We start from the raw sequence: 21,339 nt of genomic DNA on the forward strand, positions 1-21,339 counted from the left end.
GATTAAATTCATCAAATTATGATTAGAATTTGTTGTAACTTTTGTGCAAACTTAGTAAAGTAGATAGCATCAAAAATTATATTTTAGCATCAATCAAGTAACATTTTCTGCTCATCGAAAAATTGGTAATTTTTTCTGATTCTATTTATCTCTCTCGATTTATTTAGCAGCCTTACTTACTTTCTCTAGGATAACTTTATGGCTATCTCTACCAACCTAATCAAATCCTTTCAACTCTCTGCATTGACGACCGCACTTGCCCTCGCTGGTTGTGGCGGTGGTGGCGGTAATGATACATTGCCCCCGCCTTCGAAGCCAGGTCAAAGTAATGGGGGTACCACAACTCCCACTACTAATGTTAAAGATGTTGATAGTATCACTATCACCAAATCTTTTGATACTTTCATTCTTAAACAAGACGAAAAGTTTACAATTATTGCTAATGCGTTAAAAAGTGGTAAACCTGTAGAAGGTGTAATTGTCGATGCAACCATTCCAGACCCAGCGACAAGCGGAATCTATGTCATTACACCAACACCTATTACCACCAATGCCAATGGTGAAGCAGCGATTGAACTGCAAATTAAAGATTTGGCAAAAGCAACCGCTTATTTAAAAGCAAACAGTGATAAACTTTCAATTAGTGTGAAACCAACCAATACCAAGCAAGCCATTACGAATGGAACAATTAGCTTAACTGGTGCTGCACCCTCTATATCTACTGAAATAACTAATGTTATTAACGATGCCCGTTCACTTATGCTTTCTCCCTCCAATGCAAACTTCAAACTTGAGGTAGGTACGCAAATTACAGTAAGTGCATTTGTCGCTGACAGTAAAGGCGGCGCTTTAAAAAATGTACCTGTTACTTTTGATTTATCAAATTTACCAAGTTTAGGTATTTATAATCTTTCTGGCTCTACTGTAAATACTGATGATAGAGGTATTGCTACAATTACTTTGCAAGTCATGTCTTTAGATAAAAGAGAAGATCTAAAAAATGGTTTCCAAGTTGATGCCTTTATTGATAGAGATATTGATTTAAAAGCGTCAAATAGACCAACCTTTAAAGGTGTTGATAACCTTGATACCAATAGTGGTTCGGTTACCGCTGAAAGCTTAGTTAACTCTATTATTCTAACCCCTAATGTGGACTCTATTCCCTTAACTACTGGTTCAACATTCACATTAACTGTAACGACTAATGATAAAGACAACAAACCTATTGGTAATGCGCCTATTGCCTTCACTTATCCAACACTTGCAGAATACGGACTGACGGTAGCAAATTCTTCGGCAACTACGAATGGATCTGGTCAAGCTACTGTTACTTTCACAGTAAACTCACTGACTACTGCTCAAAAAGCTAAATTAATCGAAGGCTTCACCGTTAATGCATCTTCTAATGGTAAATTTGCCCAAGCAAGCTTGACGGCTAAAAATGAAACAGCTGAAAGTTTAGTAAACTCAATTAGCTTAACCCCGAGCGTTGATACAATCTCTTTAGCGCCTAACGCTCAGTTTAGTATAACCGCAACAACGCTTGGTAAAGATGGCAGACCTGTTAGCAATGCACCTGTCGCATTTAGTTATCCCACACTCGCTGATTATGGACTAACCATAGCCAGTTCTTCTCCTAATACGAATGGTTCAGGCCAAGCAGTGATGACTTTTGCTGTCAACGCTTCTTTGACCACAGCCCAAAAAGCTAAACTAGCTGAAGGCTTTACGGTAAATGCATCTTCAAACGCTAAGACCGCTACTGCCGTTACTTTAAAATCTATTAAAGTAGCAACTGTTGCAGATATCGCTAAAGTTAATTTAGTTACAGACAAGGACACATTGACAACCAACACTGGCGACACCATCAATGTAACCGCGCAAGTAAGAGATACAAATAACGTTAGCTTAGCGAACATGCCTGTCAGCTTTACGCTATTGGATTCGGCAACTGCAACGGGTATAACTAATACCACCCCTCTTCAGGCAACCACCGATGCCAATGGTGAAGCGGTATTAACCTTCAAAGTCGGTGCGCTTACCCCAGATCAAAAATATTATCTACAAACTAGTGGTCTATCATTTAAAGCAACTGCCGGTGCTATCACTAGCTCAACGGTAACCTTAAGAACCCAAGGAGCCATTACGGCAAATAGCGTCAATACATTACTATTAACCAGTGATTCAGCAATTCAATTGGCTTTTGGCTCAAAAGTCAAAGTCACAGCACTTGCGATGGATAAAAATGGGGCTGTCGTGCCAAATGCGCAAGTCAGCTTCAAAGTCCCAACGGATTCTGGCTTGGTCAATAACACAGGTGCAGTTGTCAATACCAACGCCAATGGTGAAGCAACCATTGAAGTTGAAATCAAGGACATTACCAAGGCAACGACTGCTTTACAAAATGGTTTAGTCGTCACTGCCCAATCTGGTGTGTCTGTGGGTACTACTACCGTCCGCAGCGCAACAAGCAATGCCAATACCCCTGCTTATCAATTCTTTGTCAACAAGTCAAAAGATAGCTTGACTACTGGCAGTGATGAAATGACTCTAACGATTCATGTCACTGATACTAAAGGTGGTATCAAAGCGAATGTTCCTGTATATCTACAAATCTTGGATAACGGTGTTAGCTATGGTTTATCTTTTGATAAAACGTCATCCTTAACTACTGATAGCAGCGGCAATGTCGTTGTCACACTTAAACAAAGCGATATAGGCTTGTTATCCAGACTTAACCATGATGCTAAAGTAAAAGTAATTGTCAATGATGGCAATTACCAAGCCGAAGAGCAGACACTAGATATTGCAGTATCAGGTACAGTGATTCAAAATGCTACTGCTTCGCAAACCTCTGTATTGCCAACTGACAATGTGACACTGACAGGCACGCTACTTGATGGCACCCAAAAAGCCATCGCTAATACCACCATCGAATTGTTTAACAAAGATGACCCAACGACTGTTATTGAGACAGCCGTTACCAATGCGGCAGGTACCTATAGTGTTACCAAGACTGTTTCGCAGTTAGGCGCCGATGCCAGTGGTAAAATCAACTTAGCAGTTCGTGTAAGTAATCAAGCTAACCCAGCGAGTTATCAAGTATTTAGCAATCTTTATACTTTGACCAAGCTTACTCCAAATACCACCACCATCACTGTTAGCCAAAATGGGATTAATACAGTCGATAATGAAGCATTGGTTGATCAGCCTTATACGATTACTGTCAATACCCCAAAAGTTGCTGGCATTACTAAAGTATATTTATCAACCACCAAAGGACAACTCACTGTTGGTAGTCAGACAGGTACGCGTATATCAGCGGATGTCAGTGATGGGAAAGCTGTGTTCAACCTTACCTCAGGTGTCCCAGGTAATGCAGTATTGACAGTTGAAGATGAACAAGCTAAGCCATTACTCAGTGATAATATTAGCTTTATTTCCAGAAACGTAGATAAATTCTTCTTAAACTCTGACATCACGATTGTTAATACCAATGGTGAAGCCAAAGTTACAGCAACCGTCAAAGATAGCCTAGATCGTCCTATCAAAAACGCGATTGTTGAGTTCTCACTTGTCAAAGATGCTTCAGGCGGCAGAATTAGTAATGCCTACGTGCTCACTGATGAAACTGGTCTTGCAACTATCCGCTACTATGCAGGTAAAGTGCCCACCGCAGTCGATGCCGTACAAATCAAGAGTGATGTCAAAGCCGTACGCGTTGGCAATACTGATATGCTGATTAACTCGCCAAAAACTGCTACCAAAACACTCACGGTACAAAATCAAGCCGCATCGATTGGGGTAAGCTTCTCTGATAAAGTTGCCTCAAGCGATGATCAAGTATACTACATCATGAATGGCTCTATTTATGTGGTTAACAGCACTGGTAAACCTGTGGTGAATCAACCTGTCTCTGTTTCTGTGATTCCTGACTACTACCGTGGTGGCGAGTTCTATGCCGCTACAGATGCCTCTGGCAATGCAGTCGCTTGGGGTATGCGTGCTTACCGAGACTTTAGCAAAACCCTTGGCATCATACCGACCAAGATTGAAGATATTACCTGTCGTGCTGAAGACCTCAACCTTAACAACATTCTGGATAGTGGCGAAGACACCAACACCAATGGTAAACTAGACCCATTTAATCCAGTCGCTATTTTAGGTGGCGATGGTAGCGTACTAACGCAAGATGGCACAGCGACGTTAACCACCGATGCCACAGGTAAGCTTGACATCAAACTACGCTATGCCAAAGACACCGCCAACTGGTTTACCGCAAATGTGCGTGTCACTACTAAAGTCGATGGGACTGAATATGTACAGCAGCGTTCAAAATTTGAATTCCCAGTACTAGTAACAGATATCACCGATTTTACTATTCGTCCAAACTGGCGTAGTCCCTTTGCTGATGGCGCGGTTATCAATCCAATAGACAGTGGTTCTGGTTATAATGTGTGTGTAACACCTTATAAATAACCCTATTAAATTAGTAAAAACCCCTTACACAATGTAAGGGGTTTTTGTTTGTCACTACAAAAATTCAAAAGATTAAGTCAACATCCGCCCCCGTGCGGTGCGTACAATATAGCCTTGCTGAATCAGATACGGCTCAATCACATCTTCAAGCGTGCCTCTATCTTCTGCCAAAGCCGCCGCAATCGACTCAACCCCCGCAGGTCCGCCATTAAAACGCTCTTCTAACATCTCAAGATAACGTCTATCAAGATTATCAAGCCCGCGTTTATCAACTGCCAGCATATCGAGTGCGCTATGGGCAATTTCAGCGGTGACGGTGCCATCGCCTTTAACTTGGGCATAGTCGCGTACGCGGCGTAGCAACCGATTGGCAATACGCGGTGTACCGCGCGACCGTCTAGCGACTTCCACTGCCCCTTCTTTGGTCATAGGCACGTTAAGCAATCCAGCCGACCTTGTGACAATGGTCGTTAAGTCCTCCACATTATAAAACTCCAATCGCTGTACAATACCAAATCTATCGCGCAGTGGCGAGGTCAACAAACCTGCTCGCGTGGTCGCAGCCACCAAAGTAAAAGGCGGCAAATCAAGCTTTATGGAGCGTGCAGCAGGTCCTTCGCCAATCATAATATCAAGCTGAAAATCTTCCATCGCAGGATACAAGATTTCTTCAATCATCGGACTTAACCGGTGAATCTCATCAATAAACAGCACATCACCCGGCTCTAGATTGGTCAGCATCGCTGCCAAATCACCCGCGCGTTCAAGCACAGGACCAGACGTTGAGCGCAAATTACCGCCCATCTCACGGGCGATAATGTTGGCGAGTGTGGTTTTGCCCAGTCCAGGCGGTCCAAATATCAATGTATGGTCGAGCGCTTCTTTTCTCGATAATGCGGCGTTGATAAACACGCCCATTTGTTCTTTGACCACAGGCTGACCGATATATTCAGCGAGCAACGCTGGACGGATATTATTGTCATTTTGGTCTTCTGAGCGCCCCATCGGACTAATCAGACGTTGCTGCGAATTGGCACTTGAAAAAGGTGGAATCATAAGTATTTGACACTAGTTGCAAGTTTTAACGAGGATAATAGCACTGGCAAATCTTGCAAGTGCTATGGGATATAGAGAGAAAAAGTAAAAAAAATTAAGGCAACACACGGTACAATGTCATATCACATCGGGTGCCTTTACTATCCTTGCACCACTGCATTTGCTCGCCTTGCTGTTTGACATAAGCAACCAAAATATCGCCGGTCTGGTCAACGCGATTGCCAGAACAGTCTGTTGCATTGTTATCATATTGGGTCTGAATCGCTAGTGCAGGCAAACCATCGCCTGTGTCAGCGTACAAATATTTGCCGTACGTAAATTCCTGACCGCTTGAACCGATAAACTGTTGATCGCGCCCAAAATTATACCGCTCTTGACAACTTGGCTGCGCAGCGTCGGTTTTATCAAGTCGCAGCTGCCACTGTCCTGCGATATTTGGCAAAATATGCGTCGACACTTGCGCCACTTGCTGTTGGGTTTTGCTATCATCGGGCAACGTACCGCCCATGGCTAGACTGGTTAAAATGCCTACCAACGAAATATTCATGAAGTCCATCGTTATTTTATTCCTTTTATCATGCCATCTTTATAAGCTAACAACCCAACTCATCTACCAGTTCTCAATCAGCCAATTTTCACTCAGCAATGTTAGCACCGACGTTTATAGTAACTTTTAACAACTTTTAATAACATTTTTTGGTATTTGGGGTTAATATTCAAAGACATTCAAAATGTTAAAGGCTAAATTATTCTGCTTTTAATGGGGTCAGCACGCAAAAATTTAACCCAAAACCGCAAAAATTATTTAAGCACTTGTTAAATACTTTAACTTTTTTTGACTACTTAAAGTTTAATGTTCATCAATGGCTTTAATCATACTTGCTTTTGGCTTTATTTGCTATAACACAATAATGCTCATAATGCAGTATTGCCAAAACATCAGGCGGTCATAAAATCTGTGCAAATTTGCTTGTCAAAAAGTTAAAAACCCAGCATAATAACCGAAGATTTCAGGAGAGAATGTTGTTTTGTTTTTCATCAAATTATGAAATACCAAAACCATCACCGAAGGCGTAAAGACCCTATAATCGCTCAGGTAAAAGGACTGAAATCGTAATTTTTGGCAGTGTGTTATGCACTGCATCAAAATATAACAAATCTGGAGAGTGTATTGCTTTGCAATACCACCGAAGGGGAAAAGGTTGACTTGTCTATCTGTACTATAAGAAGTAAGAAGCTGACAAGTCGATTGAAAATCTCAGGTAACAGGACAGATAGGGCTGATAGCTACCGACATCAGGTTGGATTAGTTTTAGTGCTCTATTGATGTGCGATGTTTGGCTTTAGCGTTTTATCCCAAGCTATTAAAACATCAAATGAAACATCAAACCGTTATTTGATTTTTACCCACTCAAGGATTTGCCATGTCAGCCACAGACAAGCCTTTAAACCGCACCCCTTTTTATCAATCCCATATCGATAGCAACGGCAAAATCGTTGACTTCTCTGGTTGGGAATTGCCTATTCATTATGGCTCACAGATTCAAGAACATGACGTTGTGCGTACGGATGCGGGCATGTTTGACGTGTCACATATGGTCGTGACTGACATCGCCGGCAAAGACGCCAAAGCTTGGCTGCAAAAACTGCTCGCCAATGATGTCGCCAAACTCAAATTTGTCGGTAAAGCACTTTACTCTGCCATGCTAAACGAAAACGGCGGCGTGATTGATGACTTAATCGTTTACCGGATGAACGATGCAGAGACCGAGTATCGTATCGTCTCAAATGCTGCCACCCGTGATAAAGATTTGGCACAGTTTGACAAAATCGCCAAAGACTTTGCTGTCACCATTACCGAGCGCCCAGAACTTGCTATGCTTGCGGTGCAAGGTCCTAATGCCTTGCAGAAACTGAGCCAAGCCAAACCAAATTGGGCAGATAGCCTAACTACCTTAAAACCCTTTGTGGGCAAAGACTTGACCGACATCGAAGGCGCAGATTGGTTTGTGGCGCGTACCGGTTATACGGGTGAAGATGGCGTTGAAGTCATTTTACCACAAGCCGAGGCCTCAGCATTTTTTACCTTACTTAAAGACCATGGCATCGCCCCAGCAGGCTTAGGTGCTCGTGATACATTACGTCTTGAAGCGGGTATGAATTTGTATGGCCATGAGATGGATGAAACCATCAATCCGTATGAATGCGGTATGGCATGGACGTTAGCGGTAAAAGATGATCGGAATTTCGTGGGTCGTGAGGCTATGCAAGCCAAACAAGACCAAGCGATTGCTGGGGGTAATGACGTCATGCAAGTAGGCTTAGTGCTAGAGTCACGTGGGGTACTGCGTGAAGGCATGACGGTCACGCTAGACAATGGCAAAACTGGGGTAATCACTAGCGGCACTTTTAGCCCAAGCCTAAAACAATCGATTGCGATTGCGCGTATTCCAAAGACGACGGATACAGCAGCCACCGTTGATTTGCGGGGCACACCGACGCCAGTACGTATCATTTCGTTACCGTTTGTTAGAAATGGCAACAAACAATTCAACTAGGATTTTATCGTGTTATGATGGATTTAACGCTTATTAATGAACAATATTCAAATGATTAGTCAGCGTAATTTGAAAAACCAATAATAAATTCATCATACTTAGAAGGTAAAATCATGAAAAAGTTACTCTTTGTTGTACCGTTTTTGGCAAGTTTGGCGGCCTGTACTTCAACCCAAGTTGCACAGCCTAGTCCGTCACAAGTGTTGGCAGTTCAAGCAAATTCACAAACCTTTAAATGCGACAACAACACTGAAGTTGTGGCATTCTACGGTCAAGAAAACGGCAGCAATGTCGCAAATTTAAAAATCACCTCGCCCATGCTCAGTCTAAACCAAGCTGCGATGGTATTAAAACAAGATGTATCAGGCTCGGGTAACCGCTATACCTTGTCAAATGCAACCAAAACTACCATGTATGATTGGGGCGTTAAAGGTGCAGAAGGTGCGTTAACCGTGACCTCACAAGGTCGTGATTATAACTTTGTGTGTAATGCTATTTAATCCGATTCACTTGTTGAATGGGTTAAACCGCTAAGTTGGTTTTTAAGTTTGGTCGATATACATTGTATCGACCAAATTTTTGTTACTCAGTTTATTAAATTACTTAGCTTTTAAAATGTTTGTTAAATTATTAGGCTTTTAAAAATATTTAGTAAAAAGGCGCCAAGTGTGACTGCTTGGCTAACAGCCTTTTATTTTCACCCCTACTTTTGCTTTGAGGAAAATAGTTATGAGCAATATTCCAGCAGATTTAAAATATGTGGCTAGTCATGAATGGTTACGCCAAGAAGAAGACGGCACTATCACCGTGGGTATTACTCACCACGCCCAAGACTTGCTCGGTGACATCGTGTATGTTGAATTGCCTGAAGTGGGCGAACACGTTGACGTGGATGCTGAAATTGCCGTGGTCGAATCGGTGAAAGCTGCCTCGGATGTATACGCGCCCATCGCTGGTGAAATTCTAGCGGTCAATGAAGCTTTAGTAGATGCTCCAGAAACCATTAATGAAGACCCTTATGGCGAAGGTTGGTTCTTTAAAATCAAACCAGACAATGCCGATGATTACCAAGGCTTGATGGACGCAGACGAGTACCAAGATAGTATTTAATCATCTTTATCTCATGATTTTCATCTCGTCTTTTTTATAGACTCTAGCTAAGGTAATCGCTTGATTACCTTAGCCTGTTGTCCTATCAATTAACTGTAACGCATCCTTTATTTTGAACGCATCCTTTATTTTGTTAACTTGAGAGCTGATATGTCAACACTTACCCCGCTTGCTGACCCAAAACAAGCCAGTTTTTATGAGGTGGTGAGCACTCGCCGTTCGGTACGACGCTTTACCAAAACGCCCATCAGTGATGAGGTGCTGAACGCCTGTCTCGATATGGCGATGTTAGCGCCTAGCTCAAGTAATTTACAGCCTTGGCAATTTTTTGTGATTGAATCAGAAGAAAAGCGCCAAAAAACTGTGACCTATTGTATGAGCCAAAATGCAGCAAAAACCGCCAATAAGCTGATTGTCGTGGTCGCTCGTACTGACACGTGGCGTCAACACGCCAAAGACAATATCAAGTATTTTCCTGTCAAACCTGTACCAAAACCTGTGCAAGATTATTATGGCAAGCTTATTCCACTGACCATGACGCGCGGTGTGATGAATGTGTTCACCCCTGCCAAATGGGCGCTGACGCAAGCCACGCGCAAAGTCAAAGGTGCGATGGTTGACCCCATCTATGATGCTGACGATCTCAAAAACTGGGCGCTCATTAGCACCTCACTGGCTGCCGAGAATTTGATGCTCGCCTTGCGTGCCCACGGTTTTGATAGTTGCCCGATGGGGGGATTTGACGAGCCACAACTCAAAAAATTGCTTGATCTCAATGAAGAGCAGCATATTTGTATGGTAATTGCTGCCGGTGAACGCGACGAGCGTGGTATCTATAGTGAGCAATACCGTTTTGAGCGTGAGCGCTTTATCGTTAAGGTGTAATATCATTAAAGTGTGATTTTTATCCATTCAACCGATGTTTGTCATGGTAGCCATGACAAAACCTGCTATTTTTATTTTCAATGTTTTATCAGACGCTAAAGGAAACTTGAATGAGTCAACCGTCTTTTCAATCATTTGCTGATTTATTCCAATCATCAGAATTTATTCATCGTCATGTTGGCATTAGCCAAGATGAAAAAGAAGCAATGCTAAAAGCCGTCGGCGCTGACAGCATGGCAAGCTTTATTGAACAGACGGTGCCAGCTTCGGTACGTCTTAGCAAAGAGTTAGATTTACCCCTCAGTATGACTGAGCATGATGCTTTGGCAAAGTTGCGCGGGTTGGCGGATAAAATCAAGGTCAATAAAAGCTATATTGGCTTAGGCTATTATCCGACTCGCCTACCTGCAGTCATTGCACGCAATGTGCTTGAAAACCCAGGCTGGTACACGGCTTATACCCCTTACCAAGCGGAGATTGCCCAAGGTCGGTTAGAGGCATTACTCAACTTCCAACAAGTTTGTATTGATTTGTCAGGTCTTGAATTGGCGGGTGCCAGTTTGCTTGATGAAGCGACGGCGGCGGCTGAAGCCATGGCGATGGCAAAACGCGTGGGTAAAAGTAAATCTAACCAATTTTTTGTTGATAGCCGTATCTACCCTCAAACCTTAGATGTCATCAAAACCCGTGCCAAGTATTTTGGTTGGGAGGTAGTGGTTGGTGATTTTGACGTTGCCAAGAATGGCGACTTCTTTGGCGCGATTTTCCAGTACGTGGGCGCGCAAGGCGATGTGGTTGATTTAACTGATATCATCAGTGCGGTCAAAGCCAAAGGCACGCAGACAATCGTTGCTGCTGATGTGATGAGTCTGGTACTTCTTAAATCACCGGGTAGCATGGGTGCGGATGTGGCACTGGGCAACACCCAGCGTTTTGGTGTGCCGATGGGCTTTGGTGGTCCACACGCGGCTTATTTTGCCTTTAAAGACAGTGCCAAGCGCTCTGCCCCAGGTCGTATCATTGGCGTATCGGTGGATGCTCAAGGTAAACAAGCCTTGCGTATGGCACTACAAACCCGTGAACAACATATCCGCCGCGAAAAAGCCAACTCAAATATTTGTACATCGCAAGTGTTACTGGCCAATTTGGCAGGGATGTATGCGGTGTATCATGGTCCTGAAGGCATCAAACGTATCGCCACCCGCATTCATGCGTTGGCAAGCGCTTTTGCCCAAGCCATCAAACAAGCTGGTATGTCGATTGTGCATGAGCAGTTTTTTGATACCGTGTTGGTGAACACCCAAGGTCAAACTGAGCAAATCTATCAAAATGCCCTCAATATCGGCTATAACCTGCGCAAAGTAGACGATAACCATATTGCCATTGCCTTTAATGAAACCAGTGATGCAGCGGATTTTGGTGTGCTCACGCAGTTATTCACAGGCGTAGCGGCTCAATTATCCGATGATATCAGCTTGTCTTTGCCAGCATCATTGCTACGTACCGATGCGATTTTAACTCATCCTGTCTTTAATCGTTATCACACCGAACATGAAATGCTGCGTTATTTGAAAAAGCTAGAAAACAAAGACTTGGCGATGAATCATAGTATGATTTCGCTGGGTAGCTGTACCATGAAACTTAATGCCACTAGCGAAATGCTACCGATTACTTGGAATGAATTTGCCAATGTGCACCCATTTGCACCTCGTGAACAAGTGGGCGGCTATATCGAAATGATTGAAGGCTTGCAAGAGCAACTCAAAGCCATCACAGGGTTTGACGCTATCTCTATGCAGCCAAATTCAGGCGCATCAGGCGAGTACGCGGGACTATTGGCGATTCGTCGTTATCATGAAAGCTTAGGTCAACCCAATCGTCATATCTGTCTGATTCCGCGCTCCGCACACGGCACCAATCCTGCCACAGCACAGATGATGGGGATGGAAGTCGTCGTGGTAGCCACCGATGAGCGTGGTAACGTTGATATTGCCGACTTGGCCCAAAAAGCGGAAAAATACAGCGACAATCTGGGCGCCTTGATGATTACTTACCCTTCGACGCACGGTGTGTTTGAAGAAGGTATCCGTGATATCTGTGACTTGATTCATCAACACGGCGGTCAAGTGTATATGGATGGCGCTAACATGAACGCCCAGGTCAGTATGATGCAACCTGCGGATGTCGGTGCTGACGTCCTACACATGAATTTGCACAAAACTTTCTGTATTCCACACGGCGGCGGCGGACCTGGTATGGGTCCTATCGGCATGAAATCACATTTGGCGCCTTTTATTGCCAACCACGTCGTATCTGCGGTACCCAATGCACAAGATGGCATGAGTGCGGTATCGGCTGCCCCGTTTGGTTCAGCCAGCATCTTGCCTATTTCATGGATGTATATCACCATGATGGGTCGTGATGGCTTGGTGCAAGCGACAGAAGCTGCGTTATTAAATGCCAATTACACGGCTATGAAATTAAAAGACCATTACCCCGTGCTTTATAGTGGTGAAAATGGTCGCGTCGCCCATGAATGTATCATTGATATCCGCCCACTAAAAGCCGAAACAGGCATCACCGAAGTTGATATCGCCAAACGCTTAATGGATTACGGGTTTCATGCGCCAACGATGTCTTTCCCCGTGGCAGGTACTTTGATGATTGAGCCGACTGAGTCGGAAAGCAAAGAAGAGCTAGACCGCTTTATCTCAGCTTTCATTCAAATCAAAGCTGAGGCGATGAAAGTTAAAAACGGCGAGTGGCCAGCAGATAACAACCCACTGGTGAACGCACCACACACCGCGCAAGTGGTAACCGGTGACTGGGATCGTCCATACAGCCGTGAAGAAGCCGCCTATCCACTTGCCTATGTACGTGACAATAAGTTTTGGCCATCGGTGAGCCGTATCGATGATGTGTATGGCGACAAAAACTTAATCTGTTCTTGCCCCGATATCTCAAGCTATGAGAATGGTGAAATCGCAGAGTAAACCTCAATCAATACTTACCGTATTTATTACAAAAGCCATGCAAAAATGTGTGGCTTTTTGCTATAAAGCCAATTGCGAGTCAAAAGAATTCTGTTATGATGCAGGGGACTCAAAAAAATTGTAATCACTACGCGTGACTTTAAACCCATAATAAGTCAAGGATGACATTATGTTTAGTACCATTGCGATTATTATTTCGCTATTTCTATTAATGTATTTTGCCTATCGCGGCTATTCTGTATTAATTTTAGCGCCCTTGATGGCAACCCTAGCGGTGGCGCTATCAGGCGATATTCTAAGCTCACTACCTATCTATACCACCGTTTTTATGAAAGCGTTGAGTGGCTTTCTATTGAAGTTTTTTCCCATATTTTTGCTCGGGGCGGTGTTTGGTCAGCTCATGGCAGACTCTGGGGCTGCCACAGCGATTGCCAGAACGGTGGTTAGTAAATTAGGCGCGAATAAAGCCATACTGGCTGTGGTTTTGGTCTGTGCGATTTTAACCTATGGCGGTGTGTCGCTGTTTGTGGTGGCTTTTGCCATTTATCCGATTGCTAAAGATTTGTTCAAGTCAGCAGGGGTGCCAAAAAGGCTAATTCCAGGGGCGATTGCGTTAGGGTCATTTACCTTTACTATGACAGCGTTACCCGGGACACCGGCCATCCAAAACGCCATTCCCATTCCCTATTATGGTACCAATGCCTTTGCTGCACCCATACTGGGTATTATTGGTTCGCTTGTGATGTTTGGCTTGGGCATGCTGTGGCTGCAACGACGTGCCCATAGTGCCAAAACGGCTGGCGAGGGATATGGTATTCATGAAGATGATGAGCTGCACGCTGATAACCTAGACCCCCATCACACCTCTTTTATGGTGGCGATGATTCCTTTGGTATTGGTCATCGGCATAAATGCCTTGTTAACGTATGCGGTTTTTCCGAGTATGGATTTCTCTGCACTGCAAGCGCAGTTTAAAGACTTGGATATCAAGGGCGCTTTGGGACTTTGGTCAATCATTATCGCTTTAGTCACCGCGATTATTGCTTTGATTGTGCTGCGCCTAGGCAAATGGACGAACTTGCAACACAGTCTTAATAAAGGCACTTATAGCTCTATGTTGCCTATTTTTAATACAGGTTCAGAAGTCGGTTATGGTGCGGTGATTGCCACATTGGCGGGGTTTGCGGTGTTACGAGATAGCGTGTTAAATCTATCGCCTAGCAATCCATTAATCTCAGAAGCCGTGGCTATGACCACCTTAGCGGGCATCACTGGTTCTTCTTCTGGCGGCTTGAGTATCGCGCTGCCCATTTTAGGCAAAGAATATTTGGCGCAGGCAGTGGCACATGGGATAAATCCTGAGTTACTGCATCGTGTCGCGGTGATGGCAGCAGGTGGCTTAGACACGCTACCGCATAGTGGTGCGGTGATTACGTTATTTGCCATTTGCCATTTGACCCACAAGCAATCTTATAAAGATGTCGCCATAGTGACGATGGCAATTCCGCTGATTGCGGTGACGGTGGTGATTGCTTTGGGTACCATGCTAGGTTCTTTTTAAGCGTTTTATTTTTAATCGGTTTATTTTTAAGCCATTTAGTAGTAAAAAATCCCACTCAGCGGTGGGATTTTTTTATTTATTCAGCGGTTGTTTCATGGTCAATAGATGGCGAGTTATTGGCAATCACCCTATCCAAAATGGGTAAAATCTCTGCCATAATCCACGCTTTGCGCCACCCACTCAGCCAAGGGCTTAATGCCGGTTTTTCTGCTGCGACAGCATAAGCATACAGCTCTGACAGCCATTTTTTTCGCATCAATACTGTTTCATTAATTGACAGGGTTTGCCCATGCTGTTTGATGGCTTTTTCCAGTTGTTTTTGCACATCGCTAGACAGACTGCGATACGGTAAAGGCAATAGAGCTGGATAGGCTGCGTCATCTTCTTTTCGTACCTTATCAATCAGCGTCAAAATCTCTTGCCCATACATGCGAATCACATTGGGCTTGATACTGGTAAAACCTAGCTGCTTCATACTAAAAGGCGGTTTTTCGATGATTTCACGCAGCGCCTGCGGCCGCAGGATAAAAGTGCGTGGTCTATTGATTGATTTGGCAAGTTGTTCGCGCCATTCGCACAGAGTTTGCAGCATGGCGAGTTGCTCGCGATTATCGCGGTAATCAGCGACACTCAAATACAAGGCGTTATCAGGCGTGCTAAAGTTAGCAAAAATTTCTTGGGTATAGCTTTGGCAGTCTTCAACCGCATATTGCCATAAACCTTGCTCGGTCAACTGTGTTTTGATGGTCGCAAACATCGGCAATAAATAACGCACATCGTCTACCGCATAGCTTTCTTGCTCAGGTGTTAATGGACGCTGCAACCAATCTGATTGGCTTTCACCTTTATCCACATGCACAGCAATCGTTTCTTGCAGCGATTTTTGATAGCCAAGCGAGTTTTCACCAGTCAAAAAACCCAAACCAATTTGGGTATCAAACACATTGCGCAGCGCAGGCAAGTTGGAGAGTAAATAATAAATCCCCAAATCTTCGCCACACGCATGTAACACCACGGTGGGTATATCCGCTAACACTTCCCAAAATTCTTCTAAATACAGCTTAGGCGCGTCAATCAAATAAATCGCTTTGCCTGTATTGATTTGAATCAGCGCAAGAATGGGAAAAAAAGTGTCGCGCTTAATAAACTCAGTGTCTAACGCAATGGTATCGACTTGCTCTAGGTCATCGAGCAGGGCAAAAAGTGCGTCCTGAGTTTTCACCCAATGGATTGGCAAGTCATGGAGTTGTTGTAATTGGGCTGGGCTTAACGGGTTCTGGATGAGCATAACTTGGGTCTTGTGGACGGATAATTTAAGCGTATTTTATGATGAATCTAGGATTTTGTCTTGTCAAACTGATGAAAAGATTTTATAAGCGTCCACGATTTTGCAGGGCTTGACCCAGTGTCATGCTATCTAAATACTCAAGCTCACCGCCCATCGGAATTCCTTGGGCAATCCGGCTGATATGAGTGACGTAAGGCTTGACCGCTTCACTGATAAAATGCGCGGTGGTTTGCCCTTCTACCGTGGTACTGGTTGCCAAGATGATTTCTTCCACCGGGGTTTGCGCAGCTTGGTGTTGCTTTAACAGCCCAATCAGCTGATTGATGCCGAGCTGCTCCACGCCAATGCCATCAATGGGTGATAAATGCCCGCCAAGCACAAAGTATTTACCGTTAAACCCAGCGGTTTGCTCAATTGCCATCATGTCTGCTGCCGTCTCTACGATACAAAGCACGCGCTCATTGCGGCGCGGATCGCTACATATCGGGCAAATATCCTCATCTGATAAACCACGGCATACTTGGCATTGCTTGATATCATGCATCGCCACAATCAAGGCTTCGCCCAATGCTTGACCTTGCGGGCGTTTATAGCTAAGCAAGTGCAATGCCATCCGCTGAGCAGATTTGGGTCCTACCCCGGGCAGTACTTTGAGTTGTTTTACAAGTTCATCAAATTTTGGCGTAAGCATAGGCGCATTCTTATAAAAATGATAAAAAATAAAAAAAGCTGGCTGGAAAATAAAAAAGCTGACAATCAATTATCAGCTTTTTATGGGGGTTTGACTGCATAATCGCAAGGCAATTTTCCACTATTTTATAGCCCTAGTGGGTTTAAAATAAACCATTCATGCCTGGTGGTAACCCCATGCCATTGGTAGCACTCGCCATTTCAGTCTCATGTAGTTCATCGGCCTGACGCACGGCATCATTGATAGCAGCCGCAATCAAATCTTCAATCATATCAGGGTCATCTTGCAGTAGGCTTGGATCGATTGATAAACGTTTGACCACATGGCGACCATTCATGGTGACTTTGACCAAGCCACTACCCGCTTCGGCATGCACTTCTTTTTCTGCCAGTTTTTTCTTGGCGTTTTCAACGTTTTTTTCGACTTGCTTTTGCATCATTTGCGCTTGTTGCATGAGGGCTTGTAAGTTCATAAGTTTTCCTGTTTGTTTCTAATCTTGGTGGCTCATTGTAGCGAATTTGACCGCAAACTGTCTATTGCTAATCGTTAGCCCAAATTTTTAACATACAACTGCTAACATAAAATTGTTAGCATAAAAATGCTAAGATACCATCACTCACATAAACCCATTAATAGCAAAAAACTACGACTATGACAACAAATACACCCCCATCGCTAGAGGTCGCTCTCTATAAAGCTGCTGATGTTATTAAATGTGCGCAAAATATTGCCATCCTGACGGGGGCAGGTGTCTCGGCTGAAAGTGGCATTTCGACTTTTCGGGATAAACTTACTGGATTGTGGCAACAATACCAAGCCGAATATTTGGTCAGCATTCAAGCGTTTGAAAAGGAGCCTGCCTTGGTGTGGCAATGGCACCAATGGTGGCGTGGACAAATCGCCGATAAACAGCCCAATCCTGCCCATTTTGCCTTAGGTGAATGGCAAACATTGGCAAAGCAGCAAGGTAAGACTTGGACGTTGTTTAGTCAAAATGTCGACAATCTGCATGAGCAAGGCGGTGCTACGGTGGCAAAACTGCATGGGAATTTGGCCAAAAATCGTTGTCATGATTGCGGCAAGCCGTATACCAAAGCGATTGCTGTCACAGACACTGAGTTAAAGCATTGTGAATGCGGCGGTTTGATTCGCCCGGATATTGTGTGGTTTGGCGAGATGTTGCCCCAAGACGCTTGGCAAACGGCAGAAACGGCAGCGCTCAATTGTGATGTATTGGTGAGTATCGGCACATCAAGCGTGGTTTATCCTGCAGCGGGCTTGATTGATTTGGCAAAACAACAGGGCGCAACCGTCATCGAGATTAATCCCAATCCGACCCAGACCACAGCGGTTGACATCGTGTTACCCGACAACGCAGGGAAAATATTGCCGTTATTGGTCAAGGCGCTGAAATAAAAAAGCACAATAAAAAAGCCAGTAAATTTTGCTACTGGCTTTTGGGTTCTGGCTAATGGGTTTTGGCTTTATATCAGGCGAGTGTATCCAAACCGCGTTTTAAATCAGCGATAATATCATCGACATCTTCAAGCCCCACCGAGAAGCGAATTAAGCCTTCGCTCACGCCTGCCTCGATTCTTGCTTCAGGTGTCATGCGAAAATGGGTCGTCGTCGCAGGATGGGTAATGGTGCTTTTGGCATCGCCTAGGTTATTGGTAATCGAAATCATGTTGGTACTATCGATAACATGCCAGGCTGCCGCTTGGTCAGCCACCTCAAAGCCAATAATGGCACCAAACGCACCGCCTTGCACATTTTTGAGCGCGGTGTGTTGGCGTTTGGCGATATCATGGGATGGGTGATCGGGCAACCCTGAAAAATGGACTTTGCTGACTTTTGGGTGATTGTGCAAAAATTTAGCGATTTGATTGGCATTTTCGCAGTGGGCTTTCATACGCAGTGACAAGGTTTCTAGACCCTTTAGCAACACCCACGCATTAAAGGGCGATAGACTAATCCCGCCAGTACGCACTACCCCAAAGGCTTTTTCCATCAAGTCATTGTTACCGACCAGTGCACCGCCTAGCACACGACCTTGACCGTCAATATATTTACTGGCGGAATGCAATACCACATCCGCACCCAACATTAAAGGTTTTTGAATAGCAGGGGTAGCAAAGCAGTTATCGACGATTAATAGCGCATCGTTTTCATGCGCCAGCGTTGATAAAAAGCTTAAATCGGCAATTTGCGCCAAAGGATTGGAAGGGCTTTCGCAGTACAGCACCTTGGTATTAGGCTGCATCGCCTGTTGCCAAGCGTCATTGTCAAAACAGTCTACATAACTCACCTCGACGCCAAACGCCTTAAAGTAGGTATCAAACAGGGCGACGGATGAGCCAAATAATTGCTTGGCTGCTAGCAGATGGTCACCGGCTTGCAAGTACGCCAAACACATGGTCAAAATTGCGCCCATGCCTGATGCGGTTGCCACGCAGCGCTCGCCTTCCTCTAAAGCTGCCAATCTGCGCTCAAAAGCGCGCACGGTTGGATTGGTATGGCGCGAGTAGACATTGCCTTTTTTATTGCCATTAAAATGGTCGGCGGCATCGGCGGCATTTTTGTATACGTAGGAGCTAGTGGTAAAAATCGCTTCGTTATGTTCGCCTTCATCGGTACGGTGGTAACCGCCGCGCACGGCGATGGTTTGGTCGGCATAATCTAGGCTTAAATCAAGTGCATCACTTTGCCAGTTGGGGTCTAATTGGGTCATAATGTTACATCTTTTGTGCATCAAATAAATTATGATAGCATAAGTTGGATTTGACGGTGGCTTTCAAGTCAGTATTTTATGCAAAAATGCCATGACAACCAACTTTTCTTAGGCGAGTGTCACGTTAATCAGTGATTTTTTTAAAAGGATTCAGGCTTTGGTAGCAGCATTTTATTCGGTATCTGTTGGCTTTGTCAGACTAGCATCGCAAAAACTCACCACCAAAATTGTGACGTTTTGCTTGTCATTGCTACTTACGCTGCTACTTACGCCACTTACCGCTTGCCAAGTGCTGCCGAGCAACCCTCATATCGCCGCTACGCCAACTGTGTCAACGCAGCTGACAGGTGCGCAAAAATTTTCTGAAAAATCGCGTATACAAGGTCAGTATTTAATCAGCCGTATTAGTGCCAGCAAAAACCCCTTACCGAGCAAATTTTCCGGTTATTATCCGTTGATTGATAGCAGTGATGCCTTCGCCTCACGCAGTATTTTGACCGAAATGGCTCGGCAGACCATCGATATCCAATACTATATTTGGCACAACGATGCAGCAGGGCAACTGATGCTCAAAGACTTGTACCAAGCCGCCAATCGGGGTGTCAAAGTACGACTGTTACTCGATGATTTAAACACCAATCCGGAACTTGACCAACAACTACTTGCCTTTGCGGCGCATGCTAATATCCAAGTGCGATTGATTAACCCCAAATTGGTGCGTAGCTTTACCCCCGCCAATTTTGTGGTAGCCCTGCCCCGCTACCAACGCCGCATGCACAATAAAAGCATGACCTTTGACCGCCAGTTATCCATCATTGGTGGGCGCAATATTGGCGATGAATATCTGCGTAAAGATAGCATCGCTGAGTTTGCTGATTTGGATGTTTTGCTTGCCGGCAAAGTGGTCAACCAAATCAATGAGAGTTTTGAAGATTATTGGGACAGTCCTCTATCGTATGATATCGAGCGTTTGGTCAGACCCTCAAAAAACCCCGATCGTAATAAAAGCGATGAGCCATTTTTGGGGACTTTGACTGCGATTGCACCGATTAACAGCCAGTCGCATCTGCATAAAAGCTCGCAACTTTATCGGGTACAAAATGGCGCCATAGTCGATAAACAACTGTATAACAAAAAAATCCCATTTCGTTGGCAACCGATGGAATTTTTGGCAGATGATGTCAAAAAACTGCTTAATCAAGATGATAAAGATAGCCGATTGGTATCCAAGCTTCGAGCCCGTATTGGCACCCCAAAACAGCAATTGACCATTGTCTCATCGTATTTTGTGCCCACTGACTTGGGTGTGCTGCAACTAAGCAAACTCATGGAAAACGGGGTAAAAATCAATATTTTTACCAACTCGTATGAATCAACCGATGTGCCTATCGTGCATTCAGGGTATAACGTGGCACGCGTGCCGATGCTCAAAGCAGGGATTGGACTGTATGAGCTAAAATCCTCTGCCGATGCAGATTTTCGCCGCAAAAAACGTAGCTTATATCGCAGTAAATACAGCACCAGTTTGCATACCAAAGCCTTTGCGGTGGATGACAAATACACTTTTATCGGCTCTTACAATGTGGATCCGCGCTCTGCCAATATCAATACCGAGCTTGGTGTGCTGATTGAAGATAAAGCGCTTGCCAAATCCTTTCATAATACGTTTGATAATTCTATGCTCAATGTCAGTTACCGCGTGCATCTTAACGATGATGAACAACTGATGTGGCAAACCCATGATGATAAAACCAATAAAAAGCTTATCACATTGGATAAAGAGCCGCACATGACGTTTGTCAATAGACTTTGGCTAAAGATTTTTTCTGCCTTGCCATTTAAGCGCTTATTGTAAGCGGCTATATTACAAAAAACACACATTTTTGGTAGTAAAAATAGTACCAAAATCACTATAGTATGCGGTTTCAAAAAGTAATATATCTCAACTGTTAAATCATGACATATGCTTGTAATATTTATTTAAATA

The 21,339-nt window shown here is 44.2% G+C and carries 15 protein-coding genes and 2 riboswitches; of the genes, 9 read left to right on the plus strand and 6 right to left on the minus strand.

The window, feature by feature from the left end; all coding sequences use genetic code 11:
- Window positions 1-198: 198 nt before the first annotated feature.
- Window positions 199-4,479, plus strand: a complete 4,281-nt coding sequence (locus RTP55_RS03330; RefSeq protein WP_312384193.1) for a beta strand repeat-containing protein — start codon at window positions 199-201, stop codon at window positions 4,477-4,479.
- A gap of 72 nt (window positions 4,480-4,551) precedes the next feature.
- Here the strand turns inward: RTP55_RS03330 and ruvB are convergent, their stop codons facing one another.
- Together ruvB and RTP55_RS03340 are read right to left on the minus strand one after the other, a co-directional pair.
- Complete coding sequence (gene ruvB / locus RTP55_RS03335) at window positions 4,552-5,535, minus strand: Holliday junction branch migration DNA helicase RuvB (RefSeq protein ID WP_062331309.1); 984 nt, start codon at window positions 5,533-5,535, stop codon at window positions 4,552-4,554.
- A 94-nt stretch (window positions 5,536-5,629) separates the two neighbouring features.
- A complete protein-coding gene (locus RTP55_RS03340; RefSeq protein WP_312384196.1) occupies window positions 5,630-6,082 on the minus strand; it encodes a hypothetical protein in 453 nt (150 codons plus the stop codon).
- Between the two features lie 454 nt (window positions 6,083-6,536).
- Window positions 6,537-6,653: riboswitch (glycine riboswitch) on the plus strand.
- Between the two features lie 31 nt (window positions 6,654-6,684).
- Window positions 6,685-6,819, plus strand: a riboswitch (glycine riboswitch).
- A 140-nt stretch (window positions 6,820-6,959) separates the two neighbouring features.
- On the opposite strand from RTP55_RS03340, the gene gcvT reads away from it, so the two are divergent.
- From gcvT to RTP55_RS03370, 6 genes are all read left to right on the plus strand, one after another.
- Window positions 6,960-8,093: a glycine cleavage system aminomethyltransferase GcvT gene (gene gcvT / locus RTP55_RS03345; RefSeq protein ID WP_312384198.1), complete on the plus strand. Its 1,134-nt coding sequence runs from the start codon at window positions 6,960-6,962 to the stop codon at window positions 8,091-8,093.
- 113 nt (window positions 8,094-8,206) lie between these two features.
- Window positions 8,207-8,593: an MliC family protein gene (locus tag RTP55_RS03350; RefSeq protein WP_309595995.1), complete on the plus strand. Its 387-nt coding sequence runs from the start codon at window positions 8,207-8,209 to the stop codon at window positions 8,591-8,593.
- A gap of 229 nt (window positions 8,594-8,822) precedes the next feature.
- The gene (gene gcvH, locus RTP55_RS03355; RefSeq protein ID WP_007115930.1) at window positions 8,823-9,203 is read left to right on the plus strand and encodes a glycine cleavage system protein GcvH; all 381 of its coding nucleotides are present in this window, start codon (window positions 8,823-8,825) and stop codon (window positions 9,201-9,203) included.
- A gap of 150 nt (window positions 9,204-9,353) precedes the next feature.
- A complete protein-coding gene (locus tag RTP55_RS03360) occupies window positions 9,354-10,088 on the plus strand; it encodes a nitroreductase family protein (RefSeq protein ID WP_099808283.1) in 735 nt (244 codons plus the stop codon).
- Window positions 10,089-10,198: 110 nt separating this feature from the next.
- Window positions 10,199-13,081, plus strand: coding sequence for an aminomethyl-transferring glycine dehydrogenase (gene gcvP / locus RTP55_RS03365; RefSeq protein ID WP_312384205.1), 2,883 nt, complete (start codon window positions 10,199-10,201; stop codon window positions 13,079-13,081).
- A 169-nt stretch (window positions 13,082-13,250) separates the two neighbouring features.
- On the plus strand, window positions 13,251-14,642 hold the full coding sequence (locus RTP55_RS03370) for a GntP family permease (protein ID WP_312384207.1): 1,392 nt from the start codon (window positions 13,251-13,253) through the stop codon (window positions 14,640-14,642).
- 76 nt (window positions 14,643-14,718) lie between these two features.
- Here RTP55_RS03370 and RTP55_RS03375 read toward each other — a convergent pair whose 3' ends face one another.
- The 3 genes from RTP55_RS03375 to RTP55_RS03385 form a co-directional block, all read right to left on the minus strand.
- Window positions 14,719-15,930, minus strand: coding sequence for a ribonuclease D (locus RTP55_RS03375; protein WP_203172111.1), 1,212 nt, complete (start codon window positions 15,928-15,930; stop codon window positions 14,719-14,721).
- An 82-nt stretch (window positions 15,931-16,012) separates the two neighbouring features.
- Window positions 16,013-16,621, minus strand: a complete 609-nt coding sequence (recR, locus tag RTP55_RS03380; RefSeq protein ID WP_007115924.1) for a recombination mediator RecR — start codon at window positions 16,619-16,621, stop codon at window positions 16,013-16,015.
- 142 nt (window positions 16,622-16,763) lie between these two features.
- Entirely contained in the window at window positions 16,764-17,093 is a 330-nt protein-coding gene (locus RTP55_RS03385; protein WP_007115923.1) for a YbaB/EbfC family nucleoid-associated protein, read from the minus strand.
- 179 nt (window positions 17,094-17,272) lie between these two features.
- Between RTP55_RS03385 and RTP55_RS03390 the strand changes: the two genes are divergently transcribed.
- The gene (locus RTP55_RS03390; RefSeq protein WP_312384212.1) at window positions 17,273-18,037 is read left to right on the plus strand and encodes an NAD-dependent deacylase; all 765 of its coding nucleotides are present in this window, start codon (window positions 17,273-17,275) and stop codon (window positions 18,035-18,037) included.
- Window positions 18,038-18,110: 73 nt separating this feature from the next.
- Here the strand turns inward: RTP55_RS03390 and RTP55_RS03395 are convergent, their stop codons facing one another.
- Window positions 18,111-19,352: an O-succinylhomoserine sulfhydrylase gene (locus RTP55_RS03395; protein WP_312384214.1), complete on the minus strand. Its 1,242-nt coding sequence runs from the start codon at window positions 19,350-19,352 to the stop codon at window positions 18,111-18,113.
- A gap of 157 nt (window positions 19,353-19,509) precedes the next feature.
- Between RTP55_RS03395 and RTP55_RS03400 the strand changes: the two genes are divergently transcribed.
- Window positions 19,510-21,207 (plus strand): phospholipase D family protein, encoded by a 1,698-nt coding sequence (locus RTP55_RS03400; RefSeq protein WP_312384216.1) that lies wholly within the window; start codon window positions 19,510-19,512, stop codon window positions 21,205-21,207.
- Window positions 21,208-21,339: the final 132 nt, after the last annotated feature.

The sequence above is a fragment of the Moraxella sp. CTOTU47579 genome (assembly GCF_032004885.1).
Classification (GTDB): Bacteria; Pseudomonadota; Gammaproteobacteria; order Pseudomonadales; family Moraxellaceae; genus Faucicola; species Faucicola tetraodonis.

Coding starts and splice junctions, on each gene's coding strand:
- RTP55_RS03390 (WP_312384212.1), top strand. CDS start 17,273: ATGACAACAAATACACCCCCATCGCTAGAGGTCGCTCTCTATAAAGCT.
- RTP55_RS03330 (WP_312384193.1), top strand. CDS start 199: ATGGCTATCTCTACCAACCTAATCAAATCCTTTCAACTCTCTGCATTG.
- RTP55_RS03375 (WP_203172111.1), bottom strand. CDS start 15,930: ATGCTCATCCAGAACCCGTTAAGCCCAGCCCAATTACAACAACTCCAT.
- RTP55_RS03360 (WP_099808283.1), top strand. CDS start 9,354: ATGTCAACACTTACCCCGCTTGCTGACCCAAAACAAGCCAGTTTTTAT.
- gcvH (WP_007115930.1), top strand. CDS start 8,823: ATGAGCAATATTCCAGCAGATTTAAAATATGTGGCTAGTCATGAATGG.
- RTP55_RS03385 (WP_007115923.1), bottom strand. CDS start 17,093: ATGAACTTACAAGCCCTCATGCAACAAGCGCAAATGATGCAAAAGCAA.
- ruvB (WP_062331309.1), bottom strand. CDS start 5,535: ATGATTCCACCTTTTTCAAGTGCCAATTCGCAGCAACGTCTGATTAGT.
- RTP55_RS03395 (WP_312384214.1), bottom strand. CDS start 19,352: ATGACCCAATTAGACCCCAACTGGCAAAGTGATGCACTTGATTTAAGC.
- recR (WP_007115924.1), bottom strand. CDS start 16,621: ATGCTTACGCCAAAATTTGATGAACTTGTAAAACAACTCAAAGTACTG.
- gcvP (WP_312384205.1), top strand. CDS start 10,199: ATGAGTCAACCGTCTTTTCAATCATTTGCTGATTTATTCCAATCATCA.
- RTP55_RS03350 (WP_309595995.1), top strand. CDS start 8,207: ATGAAAAAGTTACTCTTTGTTGTACCGTTTTTGGCAAGTTTGGCGGCC.
- RTP55_RS03340 (WP_312384196.1), bottom strand. CDS start 6,082: ATGAATATTTCGTTGGTAGGCATTTTAACCAGTCTAGCCATGGGCGGT.
- gcvT (WP_312384198.1), top strand. CDS start 6,960: ATGTCAGCCACAGACAAGCCTTTAAACCGCACCCCTTTTTATCAATCC.
- RTP55_RS03370 (WP_312384207.1), top strand. CDS start 13,251: ATGTTTAGTACCATTGCGATTATTATTTCGCTATTTCTATTAATGTAT.